Below are 23,109 nucleotides of genomic sequence, written 5' to 3'. Positions count from 1 at the left end.
CCCTTACTTCTCTAGTGCCATACGTACAATGTCAGTTACGTGAGTTTCCGGTCCATAAACTTCTATATAAAGACCTAGTCTGTCAGCAGCTTCTTTAATATCTTTTAAACCTTTTTCATAGTTAGGTCCACCACGACGAACATATATCTTAGTGTTATGTTCTTTCATTTTATCTACATTTGCTTCAAATGATTGGATTATACCTGTAAATGTTTTTGCAACATCTGTAAAGTTTGCAATAGCTCCACCGATGATTAAAATTTTATCTTGTCCTTTTGAATCTTTATGACGAGTCATTAAATCAATTACGGTATCAGCATAAAACTTTGTCTCTCCCGTAGTCGGACCACCTGAGTACTCACCATAGTTAGCTAAATCTGCTACGCTACCGCCGTTTGCTTCTGCATAATCTGCAATAGTGTCTGCATAAACAACAGATGCACCACCACCTGCAACCATAGTCCAAACTCTCCCCATAGGATTAAGAATAGTAAGTTTTAATGAAGCACCGGATTTACTATCAGCTACTGCAATGGCTTTTTCTTCAGGAGATTGATCTTCCATACCGAATGCTGTAGGGTACTCAATATCACCCCATGTATCTTTCATTAAGAATCCAGCTGTATCGTCAAGTCTTGCAACTAGGTCAAGAATAGCCATATCATTGTTCTCTAACATAACAATAGGGTTAATTTCTAAGTATGCGAAATTCATATCTCTATAGAATTTAAAAAATGCAATTGCGAATGAGATAAAACTTTCTTTGTTCTTTGCAGGGATATCAGAAGGTACGTTTGCTTTAATAGCGTGCTCCATATCTGCGTCACTCATATCTATAGGGATAATTACTTCATTAACCTTTTCATCCCAACCTTCTTCAACTTCCATACCACCTTCAGCTGACATATAAAGTACATCGTCTTCACCGACACATGTAGCAGAGATATAGTACTCTTGATCTTGTGAGTGTGGAGTAAACGGCTCAACAATAAAGTGTGTTAATGTACCGTGCTGACCGCTTAACAGAGTTGTAGTATGAGACATCTTCTCATCAATCCATTTTGCAGCTACTTCTAAAGATACATCACCTGGCTTAGCATCTTTAAAAAGTACCAAATCATTTTTACCGCGTTTACCAAATAGCATATCCGGTTTTGCAACTAGCGGTTCTTGTTTTAACCATTCAAAACCATGCTCTTCTGCCTTTGCTAAAAGTTCTGCTCCACTTGTAACTAGAACAGATTTGAATCCATAATGAAATCCACTAAAATAATTTCCCCACTGTTTTGAGAAAAGTGCTTTACCGTCATATTCGCGTATCGCTTTTTGAGCCATTGCAACTCCCTATATTTGATTTTGCTGAATTTTAACATACTCTTATTAAATTCATATCTTTTATTAATATAAAGATAGGGATAGTTTTGTTATTTGTTTATTTTGGTAACATATATATTATATATCGGTCTATTTCTGTAACTTATTGTTACATTTTTAATATTATTTGGATTATTCTTTATTTTAGAAAGTTTATATTTGTCGCATTTAGTAACACCATAAAAGTATAATCTATTCTGCATTTTATAGTTTGTATTTATACATGATATACCATCGTCTTTTAACGATTGGGCTAATTCTTTGGCTATATGAAATTTATATACAAAATGTATCTTTGGCCTATCTAAGACTTTATACAACTCTTTATTGAATATAACGACAATAGTGTTTAATAAAAGTAATGCCAAAGATACTTGGAACATCATCCTATAAGTCTTTCTAAATTCTTTTAGTCTTACTCTATACGAACTTATAAAACTTTGTGCAGCTATTGGTAATGCTACTATCAAATACGGAGCAAAATGTTCTATTTGAATATTTTGTCTAAAAGACAAAATCACAGATACTATAAAACCTGTTGTTGATATAAACCATACCACATCTCGTTTATTATCTAAATGTCGTCTATATAATACAAAAACCATGTACACAAAAACTATTGGTGAAAAAATTGCCGCATATAAAGCTAAAGAATCTAAGAAATGTCCTTTTGGAGATCCGTGTGCATCTACTCCAAAGAGTAATATTGAGATAAAAAATGCAATCATATTAAAAATAAAAAAATTTCTGTTTTTATTATGTATTCCATACATACTAAGGGCTAAAAATAAATATATATAACTGTTGTCTAAAAAAACGAATGATACCAATAATAAATAATATAACTTTTTCAAGTTATTTAAATAAAGCCAAATAAATAATAAAAGTCCAAATATAATAAGTCCTGCTTCATCTACAACCAATGCAGAACTTAAAACACCCGGCAATAACACAAATATAAATACTAACCAAAGCCTATTTCCAAACTCTTTGATGTAATGCTTTGATATACTAAAAAGTAAAATTACACTTGATAAATGGATAAATATCATAGGTAATCTAAGAGAAAAATCATTATGTCCAAATATATACATACTTGATTTTATAATTATTTGTAACAGAGAAATATCTCCATAAAGAATCAACGATTCTCTATATGAGATAGATATTTGAGAAGTTTGAAAGATTAAATTTAATGCATCTAGCCCTAATATTAAAAGGAAGATGATTTTATATTTCATAGTTTTAAAAAGTTTCCTATCATTTCATGACCGTATTGACTCATAATAGACTCCGGATGAAACTGTACACCGTATATATCTTTATCTTTTATCTTTAGTGCCATAATCTCTTCATCGTCAGTAGAATATGCGGTAGGTATAATTGAATCAGGTATTGTATTTTTATCTACTATAAGAGAGTGATACCTTGTAGCTATAAACTCATTAGGAAGATCTTTAAAAATTTCACATTTACCAGTTTGTTTCATAGTAGAAGTTTTACCGTGCATCATATTTTTGGCACGTACTACATCACCTCCGAAAACCTGAGCTATACTTTGGTGCCCTAAACAAATTCCTAAAATTGGGAGCTTATCTTTAAAGTATTCAATTACCTCTAACGTTACACCTGCTTCATTAGGCGAAGCAGGACCGGGAGATATGATGATTTTTTCAGGTTTAAGTGCTTCTATTTCACTCACACTCATCTCATCATTTCTAATAACCTTCAGATCAGCACCTAATTCTTTGCAATATTGCACAATATTATATGTAAAACTATCATAATTATCTATCATTAAAATCATGCTCGAAGTATATCACATTTGGACTGATATTATTAATTTAAGACTTTTCTTCTTTTAAATATTTACCCGTACCAAGTAAAATCGCTATCCATTTTGTTTTTTCGTTTGCATCAAAAACTATCTTTGCAATAATAGTCAAAGGTATAGACAACAACATACCTATAGCACCTAAAAGCCATCCCCAAAAAATAAGGGATAAGAATACAACTAAAGAAGATAATCCCAAGCCTCTTCCCATAACCTTTGGTTCAACTATTGACCCTATCACTATATTTACACTCAAATATATCCCTGCTACCAAAACAGCACTTATAGCTCCAAGCTGAACCAAAGTTAGCAACACTGCAGGTACAGCCGCTATAATTGAACCTATATTTGGTATAAAATTTAATAAAAAAGCCAATACTGCCAATAAAAATGCATAATCTGTTCCTATTAAAAGTAATGCAATCCATATTACAAAGCCCGTAAAAACTGATATTATTGCTTTTAACACCATATACTCTTTAATTTTTGAAACAATCTCTTTTATCTGATTAACACTCCAGCTTAAACTATCTGCATAACTTATTTTTTCAATAAAATGGTTAGACTCTAATAACATAAAAATAAGTATAAAAAGAACTATAAACCCATTTGTAAATACAGAACTCATGCTTTTTAGTATACTTGTTGCAAACAACATTATCTGTTTCGAACTGATTGATGAAAGTTCATCTATTGGTAATTTTACTCCTATACTTAAAGCAAAATTCTTTATATCCTGGAAATATCCCGTAAGCCTTTGAGAATATAAATCTATATTTGAGCTAAATTCATCTACGGAAGAACCGAGCAAACTAGCCACGAGACTTAGAAATATTGTAAAAAACAACATAACCAAAATGAGTGAAACAACATCAGGCAACCCTTTTTTTCTAAAAAAATCATATGCAGGGGATAGTATAATAGCCAAAAACATAGCTAATAAAATCGGGATAACAATCTCTGATGCATTTTTTATACCGGCTAACACAATCACAACACTTGCCATTACTATAAAGGAGTAACCTACTTTATACTTTTCCATTGTTTTACCTTAATTTTGAATCTGTTTTTGGTTTGTAAGTTGTTGAAGATAATTTGATATATTTATAAGAGAAAAAGTAACCAAAAATATCATAAAGCCCGGGAAGAAACTAACCCACCAGGCTATTTCTATCACATCTTTTCCACCGCTAAGTATTGTACCCCAACTCATTTGAGGTGCTACAATACCAAGTCCTAAGAAACTAAGACCGGATTCGGCTAAAATTGCACCGCCTACACCAAATGTAAAACTTACAAAATATATGGGTGCTAAAATAGGGGCATAATATTTAAACAATATTTTTAGTCTTGAAACACCCGCTATATTCAGTATTTTAATATAGGGTTGAGATGTAATTTTAAAACTCTCAGAACGAATCAGCCTAGCCGTAGTCATCCAGCCTGTTATTGATATTATTACTATTAAAACCCATGCGGATGCATTAACATAACTCACAAGTGCCAAAAGTAAAAAGAAAGTGGGAAATGTTAAAAATAGATCAACTACAACTACAAAAGCTTTATCTACGCTTCCTCTAAGATATCCTGCGATTGAACCTAAAAACAGTCCTATAAGAGATGCTATAAGTGCACTGCCGACACCGATTGTCAAAGATATTTTTCCACCCTCTATAATTCGTGCAAGAATATCCCTTCCCAATCTATCCGTACCCATAAGATGCGTTAATGAAGGTTCTAATAATATTTTATCTGAATACAATGTATAAGGATCGAGACTGTAAAAATAGCCCCCTAAAAAAGAGAATAAAAAAATACCGACAAGTACCGCTATGCTAAATTTTGGCATAAATACTTTACTGTTTAATACCTAGAAGTGTTTGCATCATCTGATCAACCGTTGTTATAATTTTTGCAGCAGCACCATAGGATGTTTGATATCTGATTAAGTTCGTCATCTCCTCATCTATACTTACTTTAGAGACTGACTGGTATTCTAGCTCCGTAGCATTATATTTTGCAGTAATTGTTTCATTATATAATATAGCTGCGTTAGTCTCGGTACCTACATCTGTTGCCGTAAGGTCAAACATTCCGTACATTGTAGTCTCATAACTAATTCTTCCAACTTCAAACTCATACTCTTCAAATTGTTGTTGAACTATATCAAGTGCAAGGTTTGCATCTCCTGCTGCAGGTGTCTTTCCTGCAAATATATTAGTTGGGTTTGATTTTAAATTAAAATTTAGAGTTATATCACTCGCATCCGTACCGTCAAAAAATCTGTTCATACCGAGTGCACCGGCGAAATTTGTACCGCTGCTAAAATCGTTTGTTTCATTTAGCTTATCTTCAATAGCAAAACTATAGCCTTTACTGACCATTGCCGGATCCATAAAAAGTTCCATCGCATTATCGCCGCTTTTATACGTAACCCAATTAAACTGTAAAAAATCATCTATATCGTTAATACCGCTGGAATCAGCATTATCATCTACATTAGCTTCTATTTGTCCTTGTATAGAGTTTGATCCGGCTACTCCGGTCATAGAAGTTGCTACATCTATATCTATCTCTCTAGTTGCTACTATATTTCCATCGATATCGTATATGTTAATATTAAAAGCACCTGTTTTTATACCAATATCAGAATTAACCAAAGAATTATTAGGGTTTAATACTATCTCATTAGATGTCATCTTGTCCGTAGCTCTTTGAGCATAAATATTATTTGTAGCCTCGATAAGTTCAGCGGCAAAAGCATCTAACTGCGAAACAGTTTTTTGTAAAATACCGTCTGTAGGCACTCCATTGTTTGAACGGATATCACTCTTACCGCGAAGGTCTAATATAGCACCTATTCTACCGCCAGTTATCTCTGAATCCATAGGGATTAAAACCCCATCCTGTCTTTCGTATGACAATTCATAAAAACCATTTGGATTATCATCATTTTCTACATTAATTTTATGAAATGTCGATCCATCTACTATATTAAATCCATTTACACTTAATGTATAACTACCGCTTACCGTGTTTGAAGAACTATCAATCTGAATATTTGACTGTAACTGTCCGACGTTTACTGTTGAACCTATCAAACGGGATAAACTCTCCTCTATTACGTTTCTTTTATCTCTTAAATCATTTGCAACGTATTTCCCGCCGGCTTCGGCTACATCAATAGCTCCATTTATTTCTGCCAATTGTTCCGCTAAGTCGTTTACCTCATTTATATTAACTACAAGCTGATCGTTTACTTGATTTTGTAGCGATATTACTCTGGCTTGCGTTTCTTTAATATTTTTTGTCAATATCTCGGTTTGTTGTGCAACAGATAATTTTATGGCATCGTTATCAGGATTATCTGCCAGTGTCTGCCACATATTGTAGTATTCAGCCAAATCAGCTTTAATACCCACGCCTTCAATTTCGGGAAAATATGTTGAAAGCTCGGTTAAGGTTGTTTCAGAAAAATCTGCATATTCTTTATCTGCAGATATATCCGTATATCTATCAAATACAAAATTATCAAATATTCTTTTAATTGTTTGAATATCTGCACCGTTTCCTACTTGACCTTCTCTTGAGTAAATAGGTGTTGCTGCCGCTGTAACGACTCTTTGTCTAGTATAACCTTCAGACTCTGCATTTGATATATTGTGCGAAGTTGTATTTACTCCTGCTTGGGAAGCATTAAGTCCTGTGTATCCTATATGGAGCGTATTAAAAATTGATGGCATAACTTACCCCTTAAACCCTTACTTGCAATATGGATGAATCTTTAGAAGCTTTTGATTCATATCCATCCATCTCAGTTGGAACTAATCTTTCCAAAAACGTATTGTATAAATTACTAACAGTTAAAACGAGTTTTGCATACTTTTTATTTATATCTCTCAAATTTGATAGTTCAACTTTCAACTCACCAAGTGCTTTATGTTGCTCTTCATTAAGAAGATTAGGTAAATCTGCATCGGGATTTTTACTCATTAAAGAGGATATCTCATGGTCAATCATCGCTTTTTTTGATTCAAAATTCTTGATTTTTTCTTCTTTTAACGACAGTCTTTCAAATTGGGGATCATGTTTAGCCTCTTTAATATCATCTATATCCAACTTTGTTATATTTATAATATCTTTTAAATCAGTTAATGCACCTTGTAAATGATGAGACAACATTTTAAACCCCTACTCTTTAATTTTTAAAGTAATTCATCCGCTATTTTTTGAGAAAGAGCTTCTAAATTAACTTTGTATTGACCAGATGCTATATCGTTTTTAATCTGATCTATCTTACTAGTATCTCCTTGAGAAGATATACTAGCCTCCGCTTTTTGAGAAGCCGTCCTATCCGAACGTTTCCCTTCATTTGTATTATTTGTATAAGCACCTACAACGGCACTTTTAACTTGAGAAATCATAATTTGTCCTTTATAAATACCCAAAAGAGTATTCCCATATACAACTAAATCGACAAATTACAAAATTTATCAAGTAAATTTTTACCTTTTCTCACTTAAATAATCAAATAACATTTGACTAAACCCAAAACCCCCTGCACTAGCTTTAGCAAGCTCTTCCCTATACATAGATTTATATATTTTGTCGCCGGGATCTTTTTGGCTGCTAAATATATCTTCCTGATCTTTCATAGCATTATCCATAAGCATTTTTAAGATAATAGATTCAAAAGCATCTGTTTGTTCTCTAATTTTGGCATCATCAGAATTTTTATCTATGTTTGGAACATTGTCTTTTGCCATCAAAGAAGCATTTAATGCTACTGTATTAGAACCGTACACAATACCCTCCTTTATATAATTTTTAATTCTGCAGATATAGAACCTGCACTCTTCATCGCTTCTAAAATTGCAATGATATCTTTAGGCGTAGCTCCCAACTTTTGTAATGAACGTACAAGATTAGCTACCGTAGTCGTACCTTTTTTTGTATATAGCTCATTTTCATTTAAACCTATAGCCATATCACTATCAACATTCATAGACCCCTCGGGTGCATCTATACTATCTTGTTCTTTGATTTTTATAGTTATATCACCGTGTGTCATAATAATAGGTTTTATATTTATTCCAACACCGGCAATCACAGTTCCAGTTCTCTCGTTTATTATGATTTTATTTTTTGCATTGTAATCCATATCAATATCTTGGACTTCGGCTAAAAACTCTATCATAGATTTATTTTCCGGTTTTTTTAGCTTTATAGTACGTGGATCCATAGCTACGGCAACTTGAGTATTATAAAAACTGTTGATGGCTTTTTGGATGCTAACAGAGTTTTTAAGGTTAGATTCTTTTAAAGAAAGAGTTACATATTTTTGATTATATAAATCAATATTTATCTCTCGCTCAACAAATCCACCTTCATATATAAGTCCTGCCGTAGGATGTGTTTCTCCTCCACCTCTGGTATTTCTACCTCCGATACTTATTGGACCCTGTGCAAGAGCATATATACGTCCATCCACCCCTTTTAAAGGAGTCATTAAAAGCGTTCCGCCTTCAAGCGATTTTGCATCACCGATGGAAGATACCGTAATATCAAACTTATCACCTTGTTTTGAAAAAGGATTTAAGTTTGCCGTTACAACAACTGCGGCAACGTTTTTTGATTTTATATCAATAGGTTTCATATCTATATTCATTGCTTTAAGCATATTTGCGATTGATTGAAGAGTAAATTTAGAAGTAGTACCGTCACCCGTTTTTTTAAGACCTACTACCAGTGAATATCCTATTAAATGGTTTTGTCTTACCCCAACAATATTTGCGACATCATTTATTTTTGCTGCATAAATAGTAGTTGCGAGAAGTAAAAATAATATTATTGTTCTCATAAATCAATCCTTTAGTATCAAAACAAAAAGCAATCTTTATTCCAACAAATCTTAGAAAACTATAATTAACATATTGTTTTACATTAAGTTATTTTAAATAAGTTTTCAGCTATGATGTAAACAATAATACGGAGTTTTATATGAGAAATAATAAAACCATTCTAATCGTAGATGATGTGCACGCAAATATGGAAATTTTAGGTTCTTTCTTAAAAGATTTATATGAAGTCAAATATGCATCTGACGGTATAAGTGCACTTAAAATGACACATACTGAACCAATACCGGATTTAATTTTGCTAGATGTCGAGATGCCCGATATGAATGGATTTGAAGTTTTAAAATTTTTAAAAAAAGATTCCAAAACAAAAAATATTCCCGTAATATTCGTAACCGGTCACAACGATATTAAAAATGAAGAGCGAGGATTGATAAACGGTGCTGTAGATTATATTACAAAACCTATAAGTCCTATTATCGTAAAAGCAAGAGTAAATACTCATATAACTTTAAAGCATCAACAAGATGAACTTATATTTAGAGCTTCGCACGACCAACTAACCGAAATATATAACAGACATAAATTGGTTGAAGAGGGAAACAGATACTTTTCAAAATCTATAAGACATAATGAAGATTTATGTATAGCGATTATAGACGTCGATCATTTTAAAAACATAAACGACACCTACGGTCACATGATCGGGGATGAAGTTTTAAAAGCAATTGCCTCTATACTTCATAAAAGTATTAGAGTAGAGGACATAGTCGCACGTTACGGTGGCGAAGAGTTTGTAGTAATCTTTGACAGATGTACAATCAAAGATGCTTTTGATAAAGCCAATAAACTCAGAATGAAAATAAATTATGCAAACCCGGGAGATATAAAAGTAAGTGCAAGCTTTGGTTTAACCTCTTTAAAACATGATCTACACAGAAATTTCGATCATATGTTAAAAGAAGCAGATGACGCTTTATACGAGGCTAAAGAAAGCGGTAGAAACAAAGTTGTAATTTATAAATAATAACTAAGCGTAGTATTTCCGAATTTTTTAGACTTTTGCAGTTCATACCCGTTTATGTTTTTATCTAATTCCAAACCTGACATATGCTCTATTATAATTAGTTTGACACACTCTTTTGGTAAGTTAGCTATTAACTCAATTGTTTTATCATATATATCTTCCATTCCTTCACGTATGCTAAAAGGCGGATCTATATAAAAATATGCATCTTCACTTTTACTTTTTAAAATATTAATGATGCTTTTTATATTTGAAAAACTATCTCCGCCATAAACTTCACATCTATCAGGATCCGTTAAAGATATATTTTGCTTTAGTATTTTAAGTGCATCTTTGTCACGTTCCATAAAATATATTTGTTTAGCTCCGCGACTTAAAGCTTCAAGACCGATTGATCCGCTTCCGCTAAACACCTCAACAAAATTTGCATCTATGATGTCAAACTGTATAGTGTTAAAAAAAGATTCTAAAACTATAGCTTTAGAACTCCTTGTCGTTGTTTTAGACGGTATAGTTAAAGTTTTCCCTTTAAACTCACCTGCAATTATTTTTTTTGTTATTTTTTTACTTTTATTACTTCTCATAAAATGCTTTAATTGAATTTATAATATCTTCTTGGTATTTTTTCGTTAGAAACTCTATACGTTTTTGCAGTATCTCAAAGTTCATCGATTCTTCTACTTCAAACTCTTCTACAGGTTCTTGCTCGGTTTTATCAAGTGTTTTATATCTATTTTCAAGGGCTAAAATCAGTTGCGACTTTGAAAAAGGTTTTAGAAGGTCTGCACCGTTTTTAGTCCCTATAAAAAAGCATCTCTCATCACCTAAACATTCTTCGTCACGAATCAATATGTCACACTGTTTGTTTGAGCTTAAATATTTTTTTAAAAAGGTCTCTAACGATTTTTGTAAAAGCGGTGATTTACACTCTACTGCTACTCTCAATAATATTTCCTATAAATAATATTTGATACTATAGCGTAAATCTTCATCTAAATCCATAATATTATTTAGCATCCATTCCAAATATCCCCTGTCAATCATGCTAATCTCTTCTATATAACGACCTGCATATTTTCCAAATTCAAACTTTTGCATAAGTACGTTTTTTGTACTCAAATCTTCTAGTTCATCTTCAGATGCTAACTCTAAAAGAGTTTCATACAGCAGCTTTGTAACTCTGACATCGCTAAGTGCATCATGGGGAATTATTTTTTCTTTTTCTTTTTTATATAGTTTTAACTCATATCTTAAGTACTGCAAAGAAAACTCTTCACACTCACTCATCAGATGCTTAGATGTACGCAGTGTGTCTATTATCTTTCCCTGCCATGAAAAACCTGCATTTGTATTTAGCATCTCCAAGTCAAAATTGGCATTGTGTGAAATCAATGTAGTATCATATAGATTATTTAACTCCAAAAATTTAAAAGTTTCACTTTCTCTCAAGGCAGGTTTGCTTTTTATCATCTCATTTGTTATATGATTAATACTTGATGCTTTTGGAGGGATTTTTTTACCCTCGTTTACCAAATCTTCTTTGAAGATTGTCTCACCCTCTTCAACTGCTATAAGGGCTATTGAGATTATTTTATCGGACTTTTCAAGTCCTGTAGTTTCGGTGTCTAAAAATATCAGCATCTAATCACTTTCACTTTTTTGCATCTGGATATTAAAATAATAAAAGAGAAATACCCACTGATTAAAATTGAAATATATATGGCATATATATTAAAAAAATTAAAAAATGTAACTATCATACATACAGCAACCAACCAAATTAACAGCATAAACCATTTTCTCCATACTTTTACCAAGTCGCCATAACCTATAACTTCAATGACATCTTTTTTATCACAGCTTAAAAGTTTTAGTTCATATCCATAGATGCACCGGTTAAAAATATATTTAATACTTCTAAAAAGTATAAACAACAAAGATATAGAAAAAACTATTGAAAAATAAAATTTAAATATATCTAAAAGCGCTTTATACACTTCAGAGTTTATTTCAACAAAGCCAAGTTTTGCATATGTCAAAAATGTTATTGCCGATGTTATTACAACAGCTAAAGAGATGCTGTTTAGACTCAAATGTAAAGCCCACCTCATCCATAAAAAAAAGTAAAACTTATTCATCTTCATTTTTTTTAAATGTACTTAACATTCCGTTATAATGTTCTAGTGTCATAAAGCTTTTCTCAAATCTATAACGAATTATAAATTCCACTATCTTATCTTTGAGTTCTTTATCGACATTCTCACTCTTTCCATAGTAACCCAAAGAGATATTTTTACTTTTTACACTGGCTTCTTTATCATATGCTATTGCTAAAATTTGAAGATATTTTCCTTTTTTAATCTCACCTAAACTTTCTTCTAAAAGAGAAGCACCAGAGAGGTTAATAGCTTTAAATTCAAATATATCTTCAAATAAATCAACTTTTTCACAAATCCCTATATCCTTAAATAATATTCTTAGCTCTGAGAGGTTATCTTTTCTAACTTTTTCATAAGATGAAATTTTATTTGTTAAATTTTTTAGTCTATCTAAGGCTGAATTCATTTTATACCTAAATTAATATTTAATAATGTACAATATTATCATAATTTATTTAAGGGGAGTGTTATGCGCTATTTCAAATATGCTATTGCATTTTTAGCTACCTCAATCTTAGCAAATGAAACAATTAATATAGAAGATGATTTTTTACAAAGCTTAAATCAAGTAAATCAAGTAGCTGCAAAAACTAAACTAAACAGAGACAGAACTACGTCTTTAATAAATGTATTGCAAGGAAAAAAACTACAAAAACTTGGAGTTGACAATGTTTATGAAGCTTTAAGATATATCCCCGGCATAGAACTCTCAAAAGAATCAACCGGAACAAAAAGCGTAATTTTCAGAGGCTCGATAACAAAAGGCGAAGTCAAGTTTATGATAGACGGTGTTGAAATAAACAACGCTTATCGCGGCTCATTTTACTACTTTTTAGATTTTCCTATAGAGCTGATATCAAGAATAGAGGTTCTTCGCGGTCCGGGCAGTGTTTTACATGGTTCAGGTGCGATTAGCGGTGTGATAAATATTATTACAAAGTCTAGTCAAGACTCATCGACAGACAACAATGAGATATTTCTAAGCGGCGGTAGTTATAAATACGGCAAAGGCGGGGCAAGAGTTAATATATATAAAGAAAACTATAAACTCTCAGTAGATGCTTACTATCAAGAAAACGACAAAGAGATAGATTCGAGTGACCAAAGATTTAACGACTACTCTACAGGTTTAAACTTTAAAGCTTACGACTTTGAATTTAATGCTAGAATAAAAGATTCTACCAGAGGTAACGCTTATGGAGTATTTAATATAAAAGATACCAATAAAAATAATTATGATAATACGAACCAAGCTTTTTATTCAAACCTAAAATATAGCTCATCTGTTTCAGACAATAACGATTTAAAAATCACTCTAAATTATAATAAATACTCTCAAATAATAGAAGCTAATGCAGGTATATATTTAAAATCAGATTTTGAAGAAGAGACATATAATACCAACTTTGAATTAGTAAATACTTCAATAGAAGGAAATGAATTTTTAATAGGTGCTAATTTTAAACATAATAATAGTTTAAAAACAGGCTTGTACGGACACCCTACAGAGTCAAATATCGTATTACCGAATTTAGATAGAGACATATATTCTGCATATGTTTTAAATAATTATCTCTTAACAAACAATATAAACATTTCTTTAGGTTTACGCTATGACGACTATTCCGATTTTGGAGACAATTTTTCTCCAGATTTAGGGCTTGTATATAGAGCTAACGAGGATATGAGTTTTAAATTAAAATATGCAAAAGCTTTTAGAGCACCTTCATGGACAGAGTTATACGGACTGAATGCAAATCCGAATTTAAAAGCCGAAGTGTCCGAAAACATAGAATTTGGTCTTGTATATAAATATGAATCCTCCGGCAGAATTTCACTAAACACCTATCATATGCTGATAGAAGATTATATTCAAAGTATAGCAGGAGTTTATTCTCAAGAATCCGAACTCGATATTCATGGTGTAGAACTCGATTTATCATACAATCCTGTTCATAATATTGAGTTTAGCTTAGTATCCAGTTACAGCGATGCTAAAGATAAATATAATCATAGAATCGACTATGTAGCAAACTTTTTAACAACAGCTTCTTTAATTTACACTTCCAAGATTGGTTTAGTGTTTGGTTCTACTCTAAGATATACAAACTCCAAAGATATGGATAATGAAGCTATTTTCGATCAATCTATCTCTTATAATTATAAAGATATAAACATCAAACTCATTGTTAAAAATATGTTTAATTCTGGTATAATATATTATGATAGTGCTCATAATGAGACAAATCCTATCAAAGATGCTGCAAGGGTAGCATTAATTAAAGCTTCTATGGAATTTTAATGAAAGTTATTATAAGTATTTTTTTATTTTATAGTTTTTTATTTTCAAAAACAATCGATAACTCTCTACTAGATATTCATGCTACTATTATGCCAAAGGTATTGTTGCTTGAACATAATATTGAATATAAAATTATAAACAACAAAATTAATATTACGATTGCATATGAAAAAAACAGCTATAAAGACATGAAGTTTTTAAAAAAAGCGATAGAATCAAAATATCCAAACGGTATATCCGGATATGAGATAGAAATAGATTTTATAAATTACGATACATTTACAAAGTGTAAAGAAACAACAAATATTTTATATATATTTCCATCATCCCAGAAAAATATAAACAATATAATAAACGAATACAGAAAATGCGATGCCGTGACATTTGCATCTGAAAAAGAATACTTGGAAAACGGTGCAATGATATCCATAGATGTTGGTAAAAAGGTTAAACCTATAGTTAATTTAAAAGCCGTTAAAAGATCAGGAATAAGTTTTAAACCGGTACTTCTAAGCATATCAAAAGTATATAAAAAGTAGCTATGAGGTTTAAGCTAAATTCCCTGAGTTTTAAAACGGTATCTTTACTGATTTTAACTTCAACCATATTTATAACACTTGGATATACAATAGCTAAAAATACATTTTCTAAAAACTATGAAGATGTTATCCACGAGAAGATAGATATTGTTTTAAGGAGTATCTCCCCTCAAATATCTTTAAATCTGAGTTACGGTTTTAACGATTCAATCGATGAGATATGTAAAGAACAGCTTAAAAACAAAAATGTTTTACTTATAAAAATCGAATCTGATAAACTTAAACAAGATTCTATCTACAAGCAACATAAAAAGATAAGTACCGACTTTAGTAAGTTCTCATCTGAAGTAAACTTGATTGATCCTTCAACCTCAAACATTATAGGAAAGCTAACTCTTCTTTATTCAAGTGAATCATATTATATTCAGATGCAAAAATTTTATCAAATGGCAGTTATCGGCGGTTTTATTTTTATAGTATCATTAGTATTGATTAGTATCTTTTTATTAAAATCTTTAAAACCTCTTTCAAAACTTGCACATTCGATGAATGAATTTAACCCGTATGAACCGAAAAAACTAAATGTAAAAGCAACTTCACAAGATGAAATAGGCTCAATCATCAAATCGGCAAATATTATGGTGGAGAATCTAATATCTTATATTGAACACTCTTCGGCTTTAACACAAGAGCTTTCAAAAAAACAACAACACCTTAATGATGCTCAACGTATTGCAAGTGTAGGCTCATGGGAATACGATGTAACTACAAACAAACTAAATTTAAGTGATGAGATTTATAGAATTTTAGGTATCAAAAAAAAATCTAATCTGACATTTAGCAGTTTTTTAAACTTAACATATAAAGATGATTTAAATGATGTTTTAAATACCATAAACAATGCTATCGAAAAAGGTTCCGTGTTTAATATCAAATACAGAATACAACTACACAATAACAAAATTGCTTATGTGAGAACTAAAGGTAAAGTAAGAAAAAAATCATCCGGAGATATCAAACTTACCGCCGTTACGGTAGATATAACAAAAGATACGCATAACGAACAGATGATTGAACGTCTTGCCTATTATGATTCTTTAACCAATTTGCCAAACAGAATTTTATTTAAAGACAGAGTAAAATCTGCTATATCAAATGCCAAAAGACATAAAAATAAAATAGCTATTATGTTTTTAGATTTGGATAACTTTAAAATAGTAAACGATACACTCGGTCATTCAGTAGGCGATAAGCTTTTAATTCATGTAGCAAAACTATTAAGCTCTATACTGAGAGAAAACGATACGATTTCCAGAGTAGGCGGTGATGAATTTACCATACTTTTAACAGATATACAATCTGAAGAAGATGCCCAAAAAATAGCAAAAAAGATATTTGATTCCTTACAAGGGGAACATGAGATAGACTTTCATAGACTCTTAATTAGTACGAGCATAGGAATAGCCATATATCCAGACAGTGCACTTGATATTGATAAGCTCATACGAAATGCAGACACTGCAATGTATGAAGCCAAAAAGGCCGATAAAAATAATTATAAAGTTTTTAATAATAAAATGTATGCAAAAATAAAAAACTTTGTTAAGGTAGAAAAAGATTTAAGAATAGCCCTTGATGATGAAAAAGCTTTTGAGATTTTTTATCAACCAAAAATAAAAGCACAAGACGGTTTTGTCTCCGGCTGTGAAGCATTGGTACGCTGGAAGCATCCCAAAAAAGGTATTATATATCCTGATGAATTTATAGATATTGCCGAAGAGAGTGCGCTTATCATACCTATCGGGAATAAAATCATTGAAAAAACAATCAAAGACCTCAGTGAATTTAATTCAAAAGGATACGGGACTATAAAAGTTGCTATAAACCTCTCTGCAAAACAGTTCACGGATAACTCTTTGATTGGAACAATCCAAAAAGCTATAGAAAAATATGATGTGCATCCTTCGCAGTTGGAATTTGAAATAACCGAGAGCATCTCTATGCAAAATATCTCTAAAACATTAGAAGTATTGCATCAGTTAAAACAGACAGGCGTCTCTATAGCGATTGATGATTTTGGTACAGGTTATTCGTCACTTTCTTATCTAAAACAATTTCCTATCAACACATTAAAAATAGATAAAAGTTTTGTATTGGATATGACGATAGACAATGATGATAAAAGTATAGTAAACACTATTATAAATATGGCACATACTTTAAACTTTACAACTGTAGCCGAAGGTGTAGAAACTTTAGAACATGCAGATATATTGACGGATATGAACTGTGACGAACTGCAAGGTTATTATTACTCAAAACCTATAGCAAAAGATGAGTTTATAAACTTTTTAAAAACGTATAACACTAATTAAGATATAATCTCAACAATTATTTAACGTAAAAGAGAACAATGGATTATTTACAACTGCAAAGCTCATCTGCAATCAACGGAAAAATAAAAATATCTGGTGCTAAAAATGCAGCACTACCTCTTATAGCATCAACCATCTTAGCTAAAAACAATGTTAACATAAGCAACCTGCCAAACGTAGCCGATATAAATACTCTTTTAATGCTACTCTCAAACCTAGGTGCAAAATGTAAGAAAGGCTTACACAGTGTTGAGATAGACACTTCAAAACTAACTCAAACAAAAGCAACCTATGATATTGTAAAAACTATGAGGGCATCGATACTTGTACTTGGTCCAATATTAGCCAGATTCGGGCACTGTGAAGTTTCACTTCCGGGTGGTTGTGCTATAGGTCAAAGACCTGTTGACTTGCATCTAAAAGCATTAGAACAAATGGGTGCGAAAATAGAGATTAAAAGCGGTTATATAGAAGCAAGGGCTAAAGAGGGTCTTAAAGCTTGTGAAATTATTTTTGACAAAATTACCGTAACTGGTACGGCTAATATTGTAATGGCTGCGGCTTTAGCACACGGCACTACGACTATAACAAATGCGGCACGTGAACCTGAGGTTGTCCAACTCTGTGAAATCCTTAACCAAAGCGGTATAGAGATTGAAGGAATCGGTACGGCTGTATTAAAAATACACGGTAACGGCGGAGAACTTATAGATATGGTTGACTTTTCAGTTATTCCCGATAGAATCGAAGCAGGTACATATCTTTGTGCAGGAGCTATTTTAAATAAAGAACTTACTATTACAAACGCAGAACCTAAGCATCTGGGTGCTGTTTTATCGAAGTTTGAGGAGATGGGATTTGGTATTAAAACTACTGATACGACTATAACAATAACTCCTGCAAAAGAGATCAAACCGACAAAAATAGTAACTCAAGAATATCCTGCATTTCCCACAGATATGCAAGCCCAGTTTTTAGCCTTGGCTACGCAAGCAAACGGGGTTTCTATAATTGAAGAAAGATTATTTGAAAATCGTTTTATGCATGTCAGTGAATTGCAACGTATGGGTGCAGATATAACCTTAAACGGTCATACAGCCACCATAAAAGGTAAAAGTAAGCTTAGCGGTGCTGATGTTATGGCGACCGATTTAAGAGCTTCTAGTGCATTAGTTTTAGCCGGTATGATAGCTAAGGGTACTACAAACGTTCACCGTATTTACCACTTAGACCGCGGATACGAATCTTTAGAGAAAAAACTTCAAGATGTCGGTGTAGATATAAAACGTTTAAAAGAGTAATATATGTCTTTAAAAGATAAAGCAAAATGGGATAAAAAATACTTAGATACTCCCAAGTTATTACAAAAAAGAAAGCCAAGTCAAAAGCTTGTAAAATTCTCAAATTATTTCAACGGTACGCAGGCACTTGACTTTGCATCGGGTAACGGAAGAAACTCTATATATTTGGCAAGTTTGGGATTTAACGTAGATGCATACGATATATCTGAGGTAGCCTTAGAAAATTTATCTGCTAACAAAATTAAAAATATAACTACAAAACAGATAGATTTAGATAACTTTGAAGCTCAAAAAAAATATGATTTAATTGTAAAATGTAACTATTTGGACAGAACTGCAATCAAAAAACTATCAGATGCGCTAAACAAAAACGGTTTTATGATTATTGAGACATATATGCATCACCCATCAAATACAAAACCGGATTCTAATCCTGACTTTTTACTCCAAGCAGATGAATTAAAAACTTTTTTTGATGAAGGTTTTGAAGTTTTAGAGTATGACGAGTTTGATAATGAGCCAAACGAGCTCTACAGAATGAGGAAACAATCTATAGTTGTGAGAAAGAAGTAGCTAGTCTTCAAAGATTATCATCTCATAAATAGATTTTTTCGTAACAAGTGCTTTATCGGGTGATACGGAGTGTGCATTTCTCGACTTTTGCAGTTCATGTCTTAACTGTGCTATTTCAGTCTCCATATCATCAACATTATCTTTAAGTCTAAGTATAATATCAACACCTGCTAAATTAACACCTAATTCACGTGTAAGTCTTAAAATCAATTTTATCTTATCAATATCTCTTTGAGAATACATCCTTATACGCCCACCTGAACGGGAAGGACAAATTAAGTTCTCCCTCTCGTATTGCCTGAGAGTTTGAGGATGTATATCTAATATCTTCGCTACAACACTAATTAAGTAAACCGGTTCGTCGTATTGATGTATCATATCTTACTCCTATGGAAGTTTTTCTTTCATTTCTTTAACCAAATCAGCATCCAAGTTATCAACATTTGGAAGTACTATGTTTGCTTTTAAATACAAGTTACCGCGGGTATTTGTTTTTCTATTCATTGCACCCATCTCTTTTACACGGAAGCTTTGTCCGTTTTTAGTATTTTGAGGTACTTTAAGTTTAATCTCTTTCTCCAAAGTCTGAATTGATACTTTGTCTCCAAAAAGTGCGGCCTTTAAAGGTACGTCGAAAGTCTTGATTAAATCATCGCCGTCTCTGACATACTCTGGATTGGGAGCTACGTTTATTTTTAAAAATAAATCACCTTTACGCCCACCCTGAGAATGCCCTTTTCCTTTTACACGCATCTTCTCACCGCTTTTTACGCCTGCGGGTATCTTTATATCAAACCTGTCGTTTTGCACAGATACAGAGTGAGATCCACCTAAAATACTGACGGAAAAAGGGATGGTTACCGATGTTTCAAGATCTAAGTTTGGTTCTTGATATCCACCGCCAAAACCACTTCCAAACGGATTTCCGCCGCCGAAGCCGCCAAAGCCTCCGCCAAAACTGCCTCCTGAAAACATCTGTCTTAATATTTCGTCTAAGTCAGCTCCGCCTGCACCACCGTGTGAACGTGTGAAGTCGTGAAAGTTTTGTCCACCGAACATCTGGTCGCCAAACTGATCGTACTGAGCTTTTTTCTCTTTGTCGCTTAGTATTTCGTAAGCAGAATTTATCTCTTTAAATTTATCCTCAGCACCTTTGTCTTTATTTACATCAGGATGATACTGACGTGCCAGTTTTCTATATGCTTTTTTAATCTCAGCTTCACTAGCATTTTCAGATACTTCTAAAGTTTCATATAATGATTTTGCCATTTTTATAGTTCCTAATATATTTTATAATTGTTTAGTTTAAGTATTATTATATCATAAAGGTTGAGTGGATGTCAATCAAGGTGTAGTTAAAAATAACGAAGTAATGAATAATTTCAGTTAATACAAAATTAACACTTCCTTATTATAATTGAAACTTTAAAATTCCTTACCTAAAATTAAGTTTGGCGACTACATAGGTAAGGAATGGCGACTAGCACCGAAGTTATTTTATCATATTTATTTAAATCAATCATAATATTATATACCTTGGTGCCTTTTTACTACATATATTCAGGAGAAAAAAATGGTAAAAGCAAATGGCATAAGTTTATCTATGGTTGCAACTGCAATTATACTAAATCCACTACACGCAGATTCGGTTAATTTAGGCGATATATCAGTAACGGCTACAAAAACATCAATAAAAACTTCAGAAGCACCTGCAAGTACCGAAATCATAAGTTCAGAACAAATAGAGAACAAACAGATAGAAAGAGTAGATGAAGCACTAAATGATGTAGCAGGAGTTTTTGTACGTTCAAAAGGAGATCATCTCCCTAGCAGTTGGGCAAATACAGTTTCTCTAAGGGGTATTTCCGGATATTCTAGAACGGCAGTTTTAGTTGATGGCGTGTCTATCAACAATGCCTTCTCATCCGGTGTCAATTGGTCTAGTGTCCCAATAGATGACATAGAAAAAGTAGAAGTTGTAAAGGGCCCTTTTTCATCATTGTACGGTGGTAGTGCTATGAGCGGTGTTATAAATATAATACGAAAAGAACCTACAAAGCAAGAGTTTATAATTAAGAGTGGTTATGGAAGCAACGATTATAAAAATGCAGAGTTCTCATATAAAGATAAATTATCGGATAAATTAGGTATCAGCATAAATTATGGTCATAAAGAAAGTAACGGATATATTAGTGATCTTGTCCTAAAGACACCGAGTACAGGAGTAAGTGGAACTGCCGTTAGCGGGCAAAAAGTAACTACGACATCTACAGGTTCTCAAAAATATATAGTAGGTGATAAAGGTGATAGATCTTGGGAACAAGATAATGCAGGAATTAAATTATTCTATTCTTTAAGCAATACGGCAAAAATATCTGTCGATTATAACCACCATGAATATGAAACTGAATATAATAGTTTCAATACATACTTGCATGATACTAGTGGAAACCCTGTATATACAGGGAGTGTTCAACTTGATGCTACACAGGAAACTACTCTTTCTGAAAAAGATTTTTTATTTGGTCCAAACGGTGAAGAATCGGACAAACTAACTTTAAATTATAAAGATACCTTTAACGATACTATAGATTTAGATATGAAAGCAAGCTATGGTGCATATAATTATTGGTATGTTTCTCAAAAGAGCGGTGCATATACATTTGGTGGCCCAGGTACATATACAGATATACCAAACAAAAAAATATATGCATCGGCACAGTTAAACTTTCCGCTAGGTGATTATAATTATATTACGATGGGTATAGATATTACTGACAGTGAATTGGAAAAAGATATATATACATTAGCAAACTGGAATGATTATAATAGTAAAACAAGCCTGCAAAGAGAAAACAACGGAGAAAGTGCACTAAAAGCATTTTTTATACAAAACACTATAGATATTACAGATAAATTAATAGCTTATATAGGTGGAAGATATGATTATTGGGAAACAAAAGGTCAATTTAATGACTATATAAACGATGCCTATATTACTTATAATAAAAGAGATGATTCAGCATTTAGTCCAAAAGTATCATTAGTTTATCTACCAAAAAAAGGTACTACAATTAGGACTTCGTGGGGTAAAGCTTTCAGGGCACCATCTCTAAGCGATATGTATTCATCATATTACTCCGGTGCAAAATTAGTTCAAGCAAGCCCAACTCTAAAACCTGAAACAGTTACATCTTGGGAACTTGGTTTTGAACAAAAATTTACTACGGCTACTCATATTAAAGCTACATACTATGAAAATATTTTAAAAGATATGATGTACTCCACAGATGTCAACTCTACTTTGAATGAAAAAAGAAATGCAGGTAAAGCAGAAATAAAAGGCTTTGAAATTGAGATTAAGCAAGCAATAACTGATAATATAAGTACATTTGCAAACTATACATACAATAAAACAAAAATGCTTGAAAATGACTCTAGACCTACAAGTGTAGGTAAGCAACTAACTTATACTCCCAAAAGACAATACAATATAGGTCTAATAGGAAAAAATACTTTGTGGAACGGATCTATAATAGGTTCATATGTTGATTCACTATACACAAAAGAAGATAATTCAGACACTATAAAAAATGTATATGGTGCATATGAATCTTATTTTGTTTTAAATGCAACTCTCGGTTATAAAATAATGGAGTACTTAAAAGCTTCCGTATCTGTAAATAATATATTTGATACTGATTATTATCAAAATACTTTAACACCGGGTAGAACTATATACGGTGAATTAAGATTTAAATTTTAAG

24 protein-coding genes are annotated in these 23,109 nt (G+C 32.1%); 7 read left to right on the top strand and 17 right to left on the bottom strand.

Going from position 1 to position 23,109, the window contains the following annotated elements; genetic code table 11:
- Window positions 1-3: 3 nt before the first annotated feature.
- From FJR48_RS02395 to FJR48_RS02350, 10 genes are all read right to left on the bottom strand, one after another.
- Window positions 4-1,335 carry an ATP citrate lyase citrate-binding domain-containing protein gene (locus tag FJR48_RS02395; protein WP_152306580.1) on the bottom strand — a complete coding sequence of 444 codons (1,332 nt, stop codon included), beginning with the start codon at window positions 1,333-1,335 and terminating at the stop codon, window positions 4-6.
- Between the two features lie 89 nt (window positions 1,336-1,424).
- Window positions 1,425-2,615 (bottom strand): hypothetical protein, encoded by a 1,191-nt coding sequence (locus FJR48_RS02390; protein WP_152306579.1) that lies wholly within the window; start codon window positions 2,613-2,615, stop codon window positions 1,425-1,427.
- Entirely contained in the window at window positions 2,612-3,181 is a 570-nt protein-coding gene (locus FJR48_RS02385) for an anthranilate synthase component II (protein WP_152306578.1), read from the bottom strand. Before FJR48_RS02385 ends, FJR48_RS02390 begins: the two co-directional genes overlap by 4 nt.
- 37 nt (window positions 3,182-3,218) lie before the next feature.
- The gene (locus tag FJR48_RS02380) at window positions 3,219-4,250 is read right to left on the bottom strand and encodes an AI-2E family transporter (protein ID WP_152306577.1); all 1,032 of its coding nucleotides are present in this window, start codon (window positions 4,248-4,250) and stop codon (window positions 3,219-3,221) included.
- Between the two features lie 9 nt (window positions 4,251-4,259).
- A complete protein-coding gene (locus FJR48_RS02375) occupies window positions 4,260-5,057 on the bottom strand; it encodes an ABC transporter permease (protein WP_152306576.1) in 798 nt (265 codons plus the stop codon).
- Between the two features lie 7 nt (window positions 5,058-5,064).
- On the bottom strand, window positions 5,065-6,951 hold the full coding sequence (flgK, locus tag FJR48_RS02370; RefSeq protein WP_152306575.1) for a flagellar hook-associated protein FlgK: 1,887 nt from the start codon (window positions 6,949-6,951) through the stop codon (window positions 5,065-5,067).
- 10 nt (window positions 6,952-6,961) lie between these two features.
- Complete coding sequence (locus FJR48_RS02365) at window positions 6,962-7,390, bottom strand: hypothetical protein (protein ID WP_152306574.1); 429 nt, start codon at window positions 7,388-7,390, stop codon at window positions 6,962-6,964.
- A 23-nt stretch (window positions 7,391-7,413) separates the two neighbouring features.
- The gene (locus tag FJR48_RS02360; protein ID WP_152306573.1) at window positions 7,414-7,632 is read right to left on the bottom strand and encodes a flagellar biosynthesis anti-sigma factor FlgM; all 219 of its coding nucleotides are present in this window, start codon (window positions 7,630-7,632) and stop codon (window positions 7,414-7,416) included.
- A gap of 81 nt (window positions 7,633-7,713) precedes the next feature.
- Window positions 7,714-8,013 (bottom strand): rod-binding protein, encoded by a 300-nt coding sequence (locus tag FJR48_RS02355; RefSeq protein WP_152306572.1) that lies wholly within the window; start codon window positions 8,011-8,013, stop codon window positions 7,714-7,716.
- Window positions 8,014-8,024: 11 nt separating this feature from the next.
- Window positions 8,025-9,068, bottom strand: a complete 1,044-nt coding sequence (locus FJR48_RS02350; protein WP_152306571.1) for a flagellar basal body P-ring protein FlgI — start codon at window positions 9,066-9,068, stop codon at window positions 8,025-8,027.
- Between the two features lie 140 nt (window positions 9,069-9,208).
- On the opposite strand from FJR48_RS02350, the gene FJR48_RS02345 reads away from it, so the two are divergent.
- A complete protein-coding gene (locus tag FJR48_RS02345; protein ID WP_152306570.1) occupies window positions 9,209-10,093 on the top strand; it encodes a GGDEF domain-containing response regulator in 885 nt (294 codons plus the stop codon).
- Here FJR48_RS02345 and rsmD read toward each other — a convergent pair.
- From rsmD to FJR48_RS02320, 5 genes are read right to left on the bottom strand one after another with little or no spacing between them, the layout of a single operon-like run.
- The gene (rsmD, locus tag FJR48_RS02340; RefSeq protein ID WP_152306569.1) at window positions 10,084-10,677 is read right to left on the bottom strand and encodes a 16S rRNA (guanine(966)-N(2))-methyltransferase RsmD; all 594 of its coding nucleotides are present in this window, start codon (window positions 10,675-10,677) and stop codon (window positions 10,084-10,086) included. The two genes, FJR48_RS02345 and rsmD, sit on opposite strands and share 10 nt — an antisense overlap.
- A complete protein-coding gene (locus FJR48_RS02335; RefSeq protein ID WP_152306568.1) occupies window positions 10,667-11,038 on the bottom strand; it encodes a hypothetical protein in 372 nt (123 codons plus the stop codon). The genes rsmD and FJR48_RS02335 overlap by 11 nt, the downstream gene beginning before the upstream one ends.
- Before the next feature lie 9 nt (window positions 11,039-11,047).
- On the bottom strand, window positions 11,048-11,734 hold the full coding sequence (locus tag FJR48_RS02330; RefSeq protein WP_152306567.1) for an exonuclease domain-containing protein: 687 nt from the start codon (window positions 11,732-11,734) through the stop codon (window positions 11,048-11,050).
- The gene (locus FJR48_RS02325; RefSeq protein WP_241856088.1) at window positions 11,728-12,186 is read right to left on the bottom strand and encodes a hypothetical protein; all 459 of its coding nucleotides are present in this window, start codon (window positions 12,184-12,186) and stop codon (window positions 11,728-11,730) included. The genes FJR48_RS02330 and FJR48_RS02325 overlap by 7 nt, the downstream gene beginning before the upstream one ends.
- A gap of 37 nt (window positions 12,187-12,223) precedes the next feature.
- Window positions 12,224-12,658 carry a hypothetical protein gene (locus FJR48_RS02320; RefSeq protein WP_152306565.1) on the bottom strand — a complete coding sequence of 145 codons (435 nt, stop codon included), beginning with the start codon at window positions 12,656-12,658 and terminating at the stop codon, window positions 12,224-12,226.
- 63 nt (window positions 12,659-12,721) lie between these two features.
- Here FJR48_RS02320 and FJR48_RS02315 point away from each other — a divergent pair, with 63 nt between their 5' ends.
- From FJR48_RS02315 to FJR48_RS02295, 5 genes are read left to right on the top strand one after another with little or no spacing between them, the layout of a single operon-like run.
- The gene (locus FJR48_RS02315; protein WP_152306564.1) at window positions 12,722-14,554 is read left to right on the top strand and encodes a TonB-dependent receptor plug domain-containing protein; all 1,833 of its coding nucleotides are present in this window, start codon (window positions 12,722-12,724) and stop codon (window positions 14,552-14,554) included.
- Window positions 14,554-15,093, top strand: a complete 540-nt coding sequence (locus FJR48_RS02310) for a YfiR family protein (RefSeq protein ID WP_152306563.1) — start codon at window positions 14,554-14,556, stop codon at window positions 15,091-15,093. The genes FJR48_RS02315 and FJR48_RS02310 overlap by 1 nt, the downstream gene beginning before the upstream one ends.
- Before the next feature lie 2 nt (window positions 15,094-15,095).
- Window positions 15,096-17,468, top strand: a complete 2,373-nt coding sequence (locus FJR48_RS02305; RefSeq protein WP_152306562.1) for a GGDEF domain-containing phosphodiesterase — start codon at window positions 15,096-15,098, stop codon at window positions 17,466-17,468.
- A gap of 38 nt (window positions 17,469-17,506) precedes the next feature.
- On the top strand, window positions 17,507-18,769 hold the full coding sequence (murA, locus tag FJR48_RS02300; protein ID WP_152306561.1) for a UDP-N-acetylglucosamine 1-carboxyvinyltransferase: 1,263 nt from the start codon (window positions 17,507-17,509) through the stop codon (window positions 18,767-18,769).
- Window positions 18,770-18,772: 3 nt separating this feature from the next.
- Window positions 18,773-19,342, top strand: coding sequence for a methyltransferase domain-containing protein (locus tag FJR48_RS02295; protein ID WP_152306560.1), 570 nt, complete (start codon window positions 18,773-18,775; stop codon window positions 19,340-19,342).
- Here FJR48_RS02295 and FJR48_RS02290 read toward each other — a convergent pair whose 3' ends face one another.
- Both FJR48_RS02290 and FJR48_RS02285 read right to left on the bottom strand, forming a co-directional pair.
- Window positions 19,343-19,720 (bottom strand): heat shock protein transcriptional repressor HspR, encoded by a 378-nt coding sequence (locus FJR48_RS02290; RefSeq protein WP_152306559.1) that lies wholly within the window; start codon window positions 19,718-19,720, stop codon window positions 19,343-19,345.
- Window positions 19,721-19,729: 9 nt separating this feature from the next.
- The gene (locus FJR48_RS02285) at window positions 19,730-20,611 is read right to left on the bottom strand and encodes a DnaJ C-terminal domain-containing protein (protein WP_152306558.1); all 882 of its coding nucleotides are present in this window, start codon (window positions 20,609-20,611) and stop codon (window positions 19,730-19,732) included.
- A gap of 304 nt (window positions 20,612-20,915) precedes the next feature.
- Here FJR48_RS02285 and FJR48_RS02280 point away from each other — a divergent pair, with 304 nt between their 5' ends.
- The gene (locus FJR48_RS02280; RefSeq protein WP_152306557.1) at window positions 20,916-23,108 is read left to right on the top strand and encodes a TonB-dependent receptor; all 2,193 of its coding nucleotides are present in this window, start codon (window positions 20,916-20,918) and stop codon (window positions 23,106-23,108) included.
- The last annotated feature ends 1 nt before the right edge of the window (window position 23,109 follow it).

It is taken from the genome of Sulfurimonas lithotrophica (assembly GCF_009258225.1).
In the GTDB taxonomy this organism is placed as follows: Bacteria; Campylobacterota; Campylobacteria; order Campylobacterales; family Sulfurimonadaceae; genus Sulfurimonas; species Sulfurimonas lithotrophica.
Note: the sequence above shows the minus strand (reverse complement) of the source record. Positions and strands in the feature narration are given on the sequence as shown.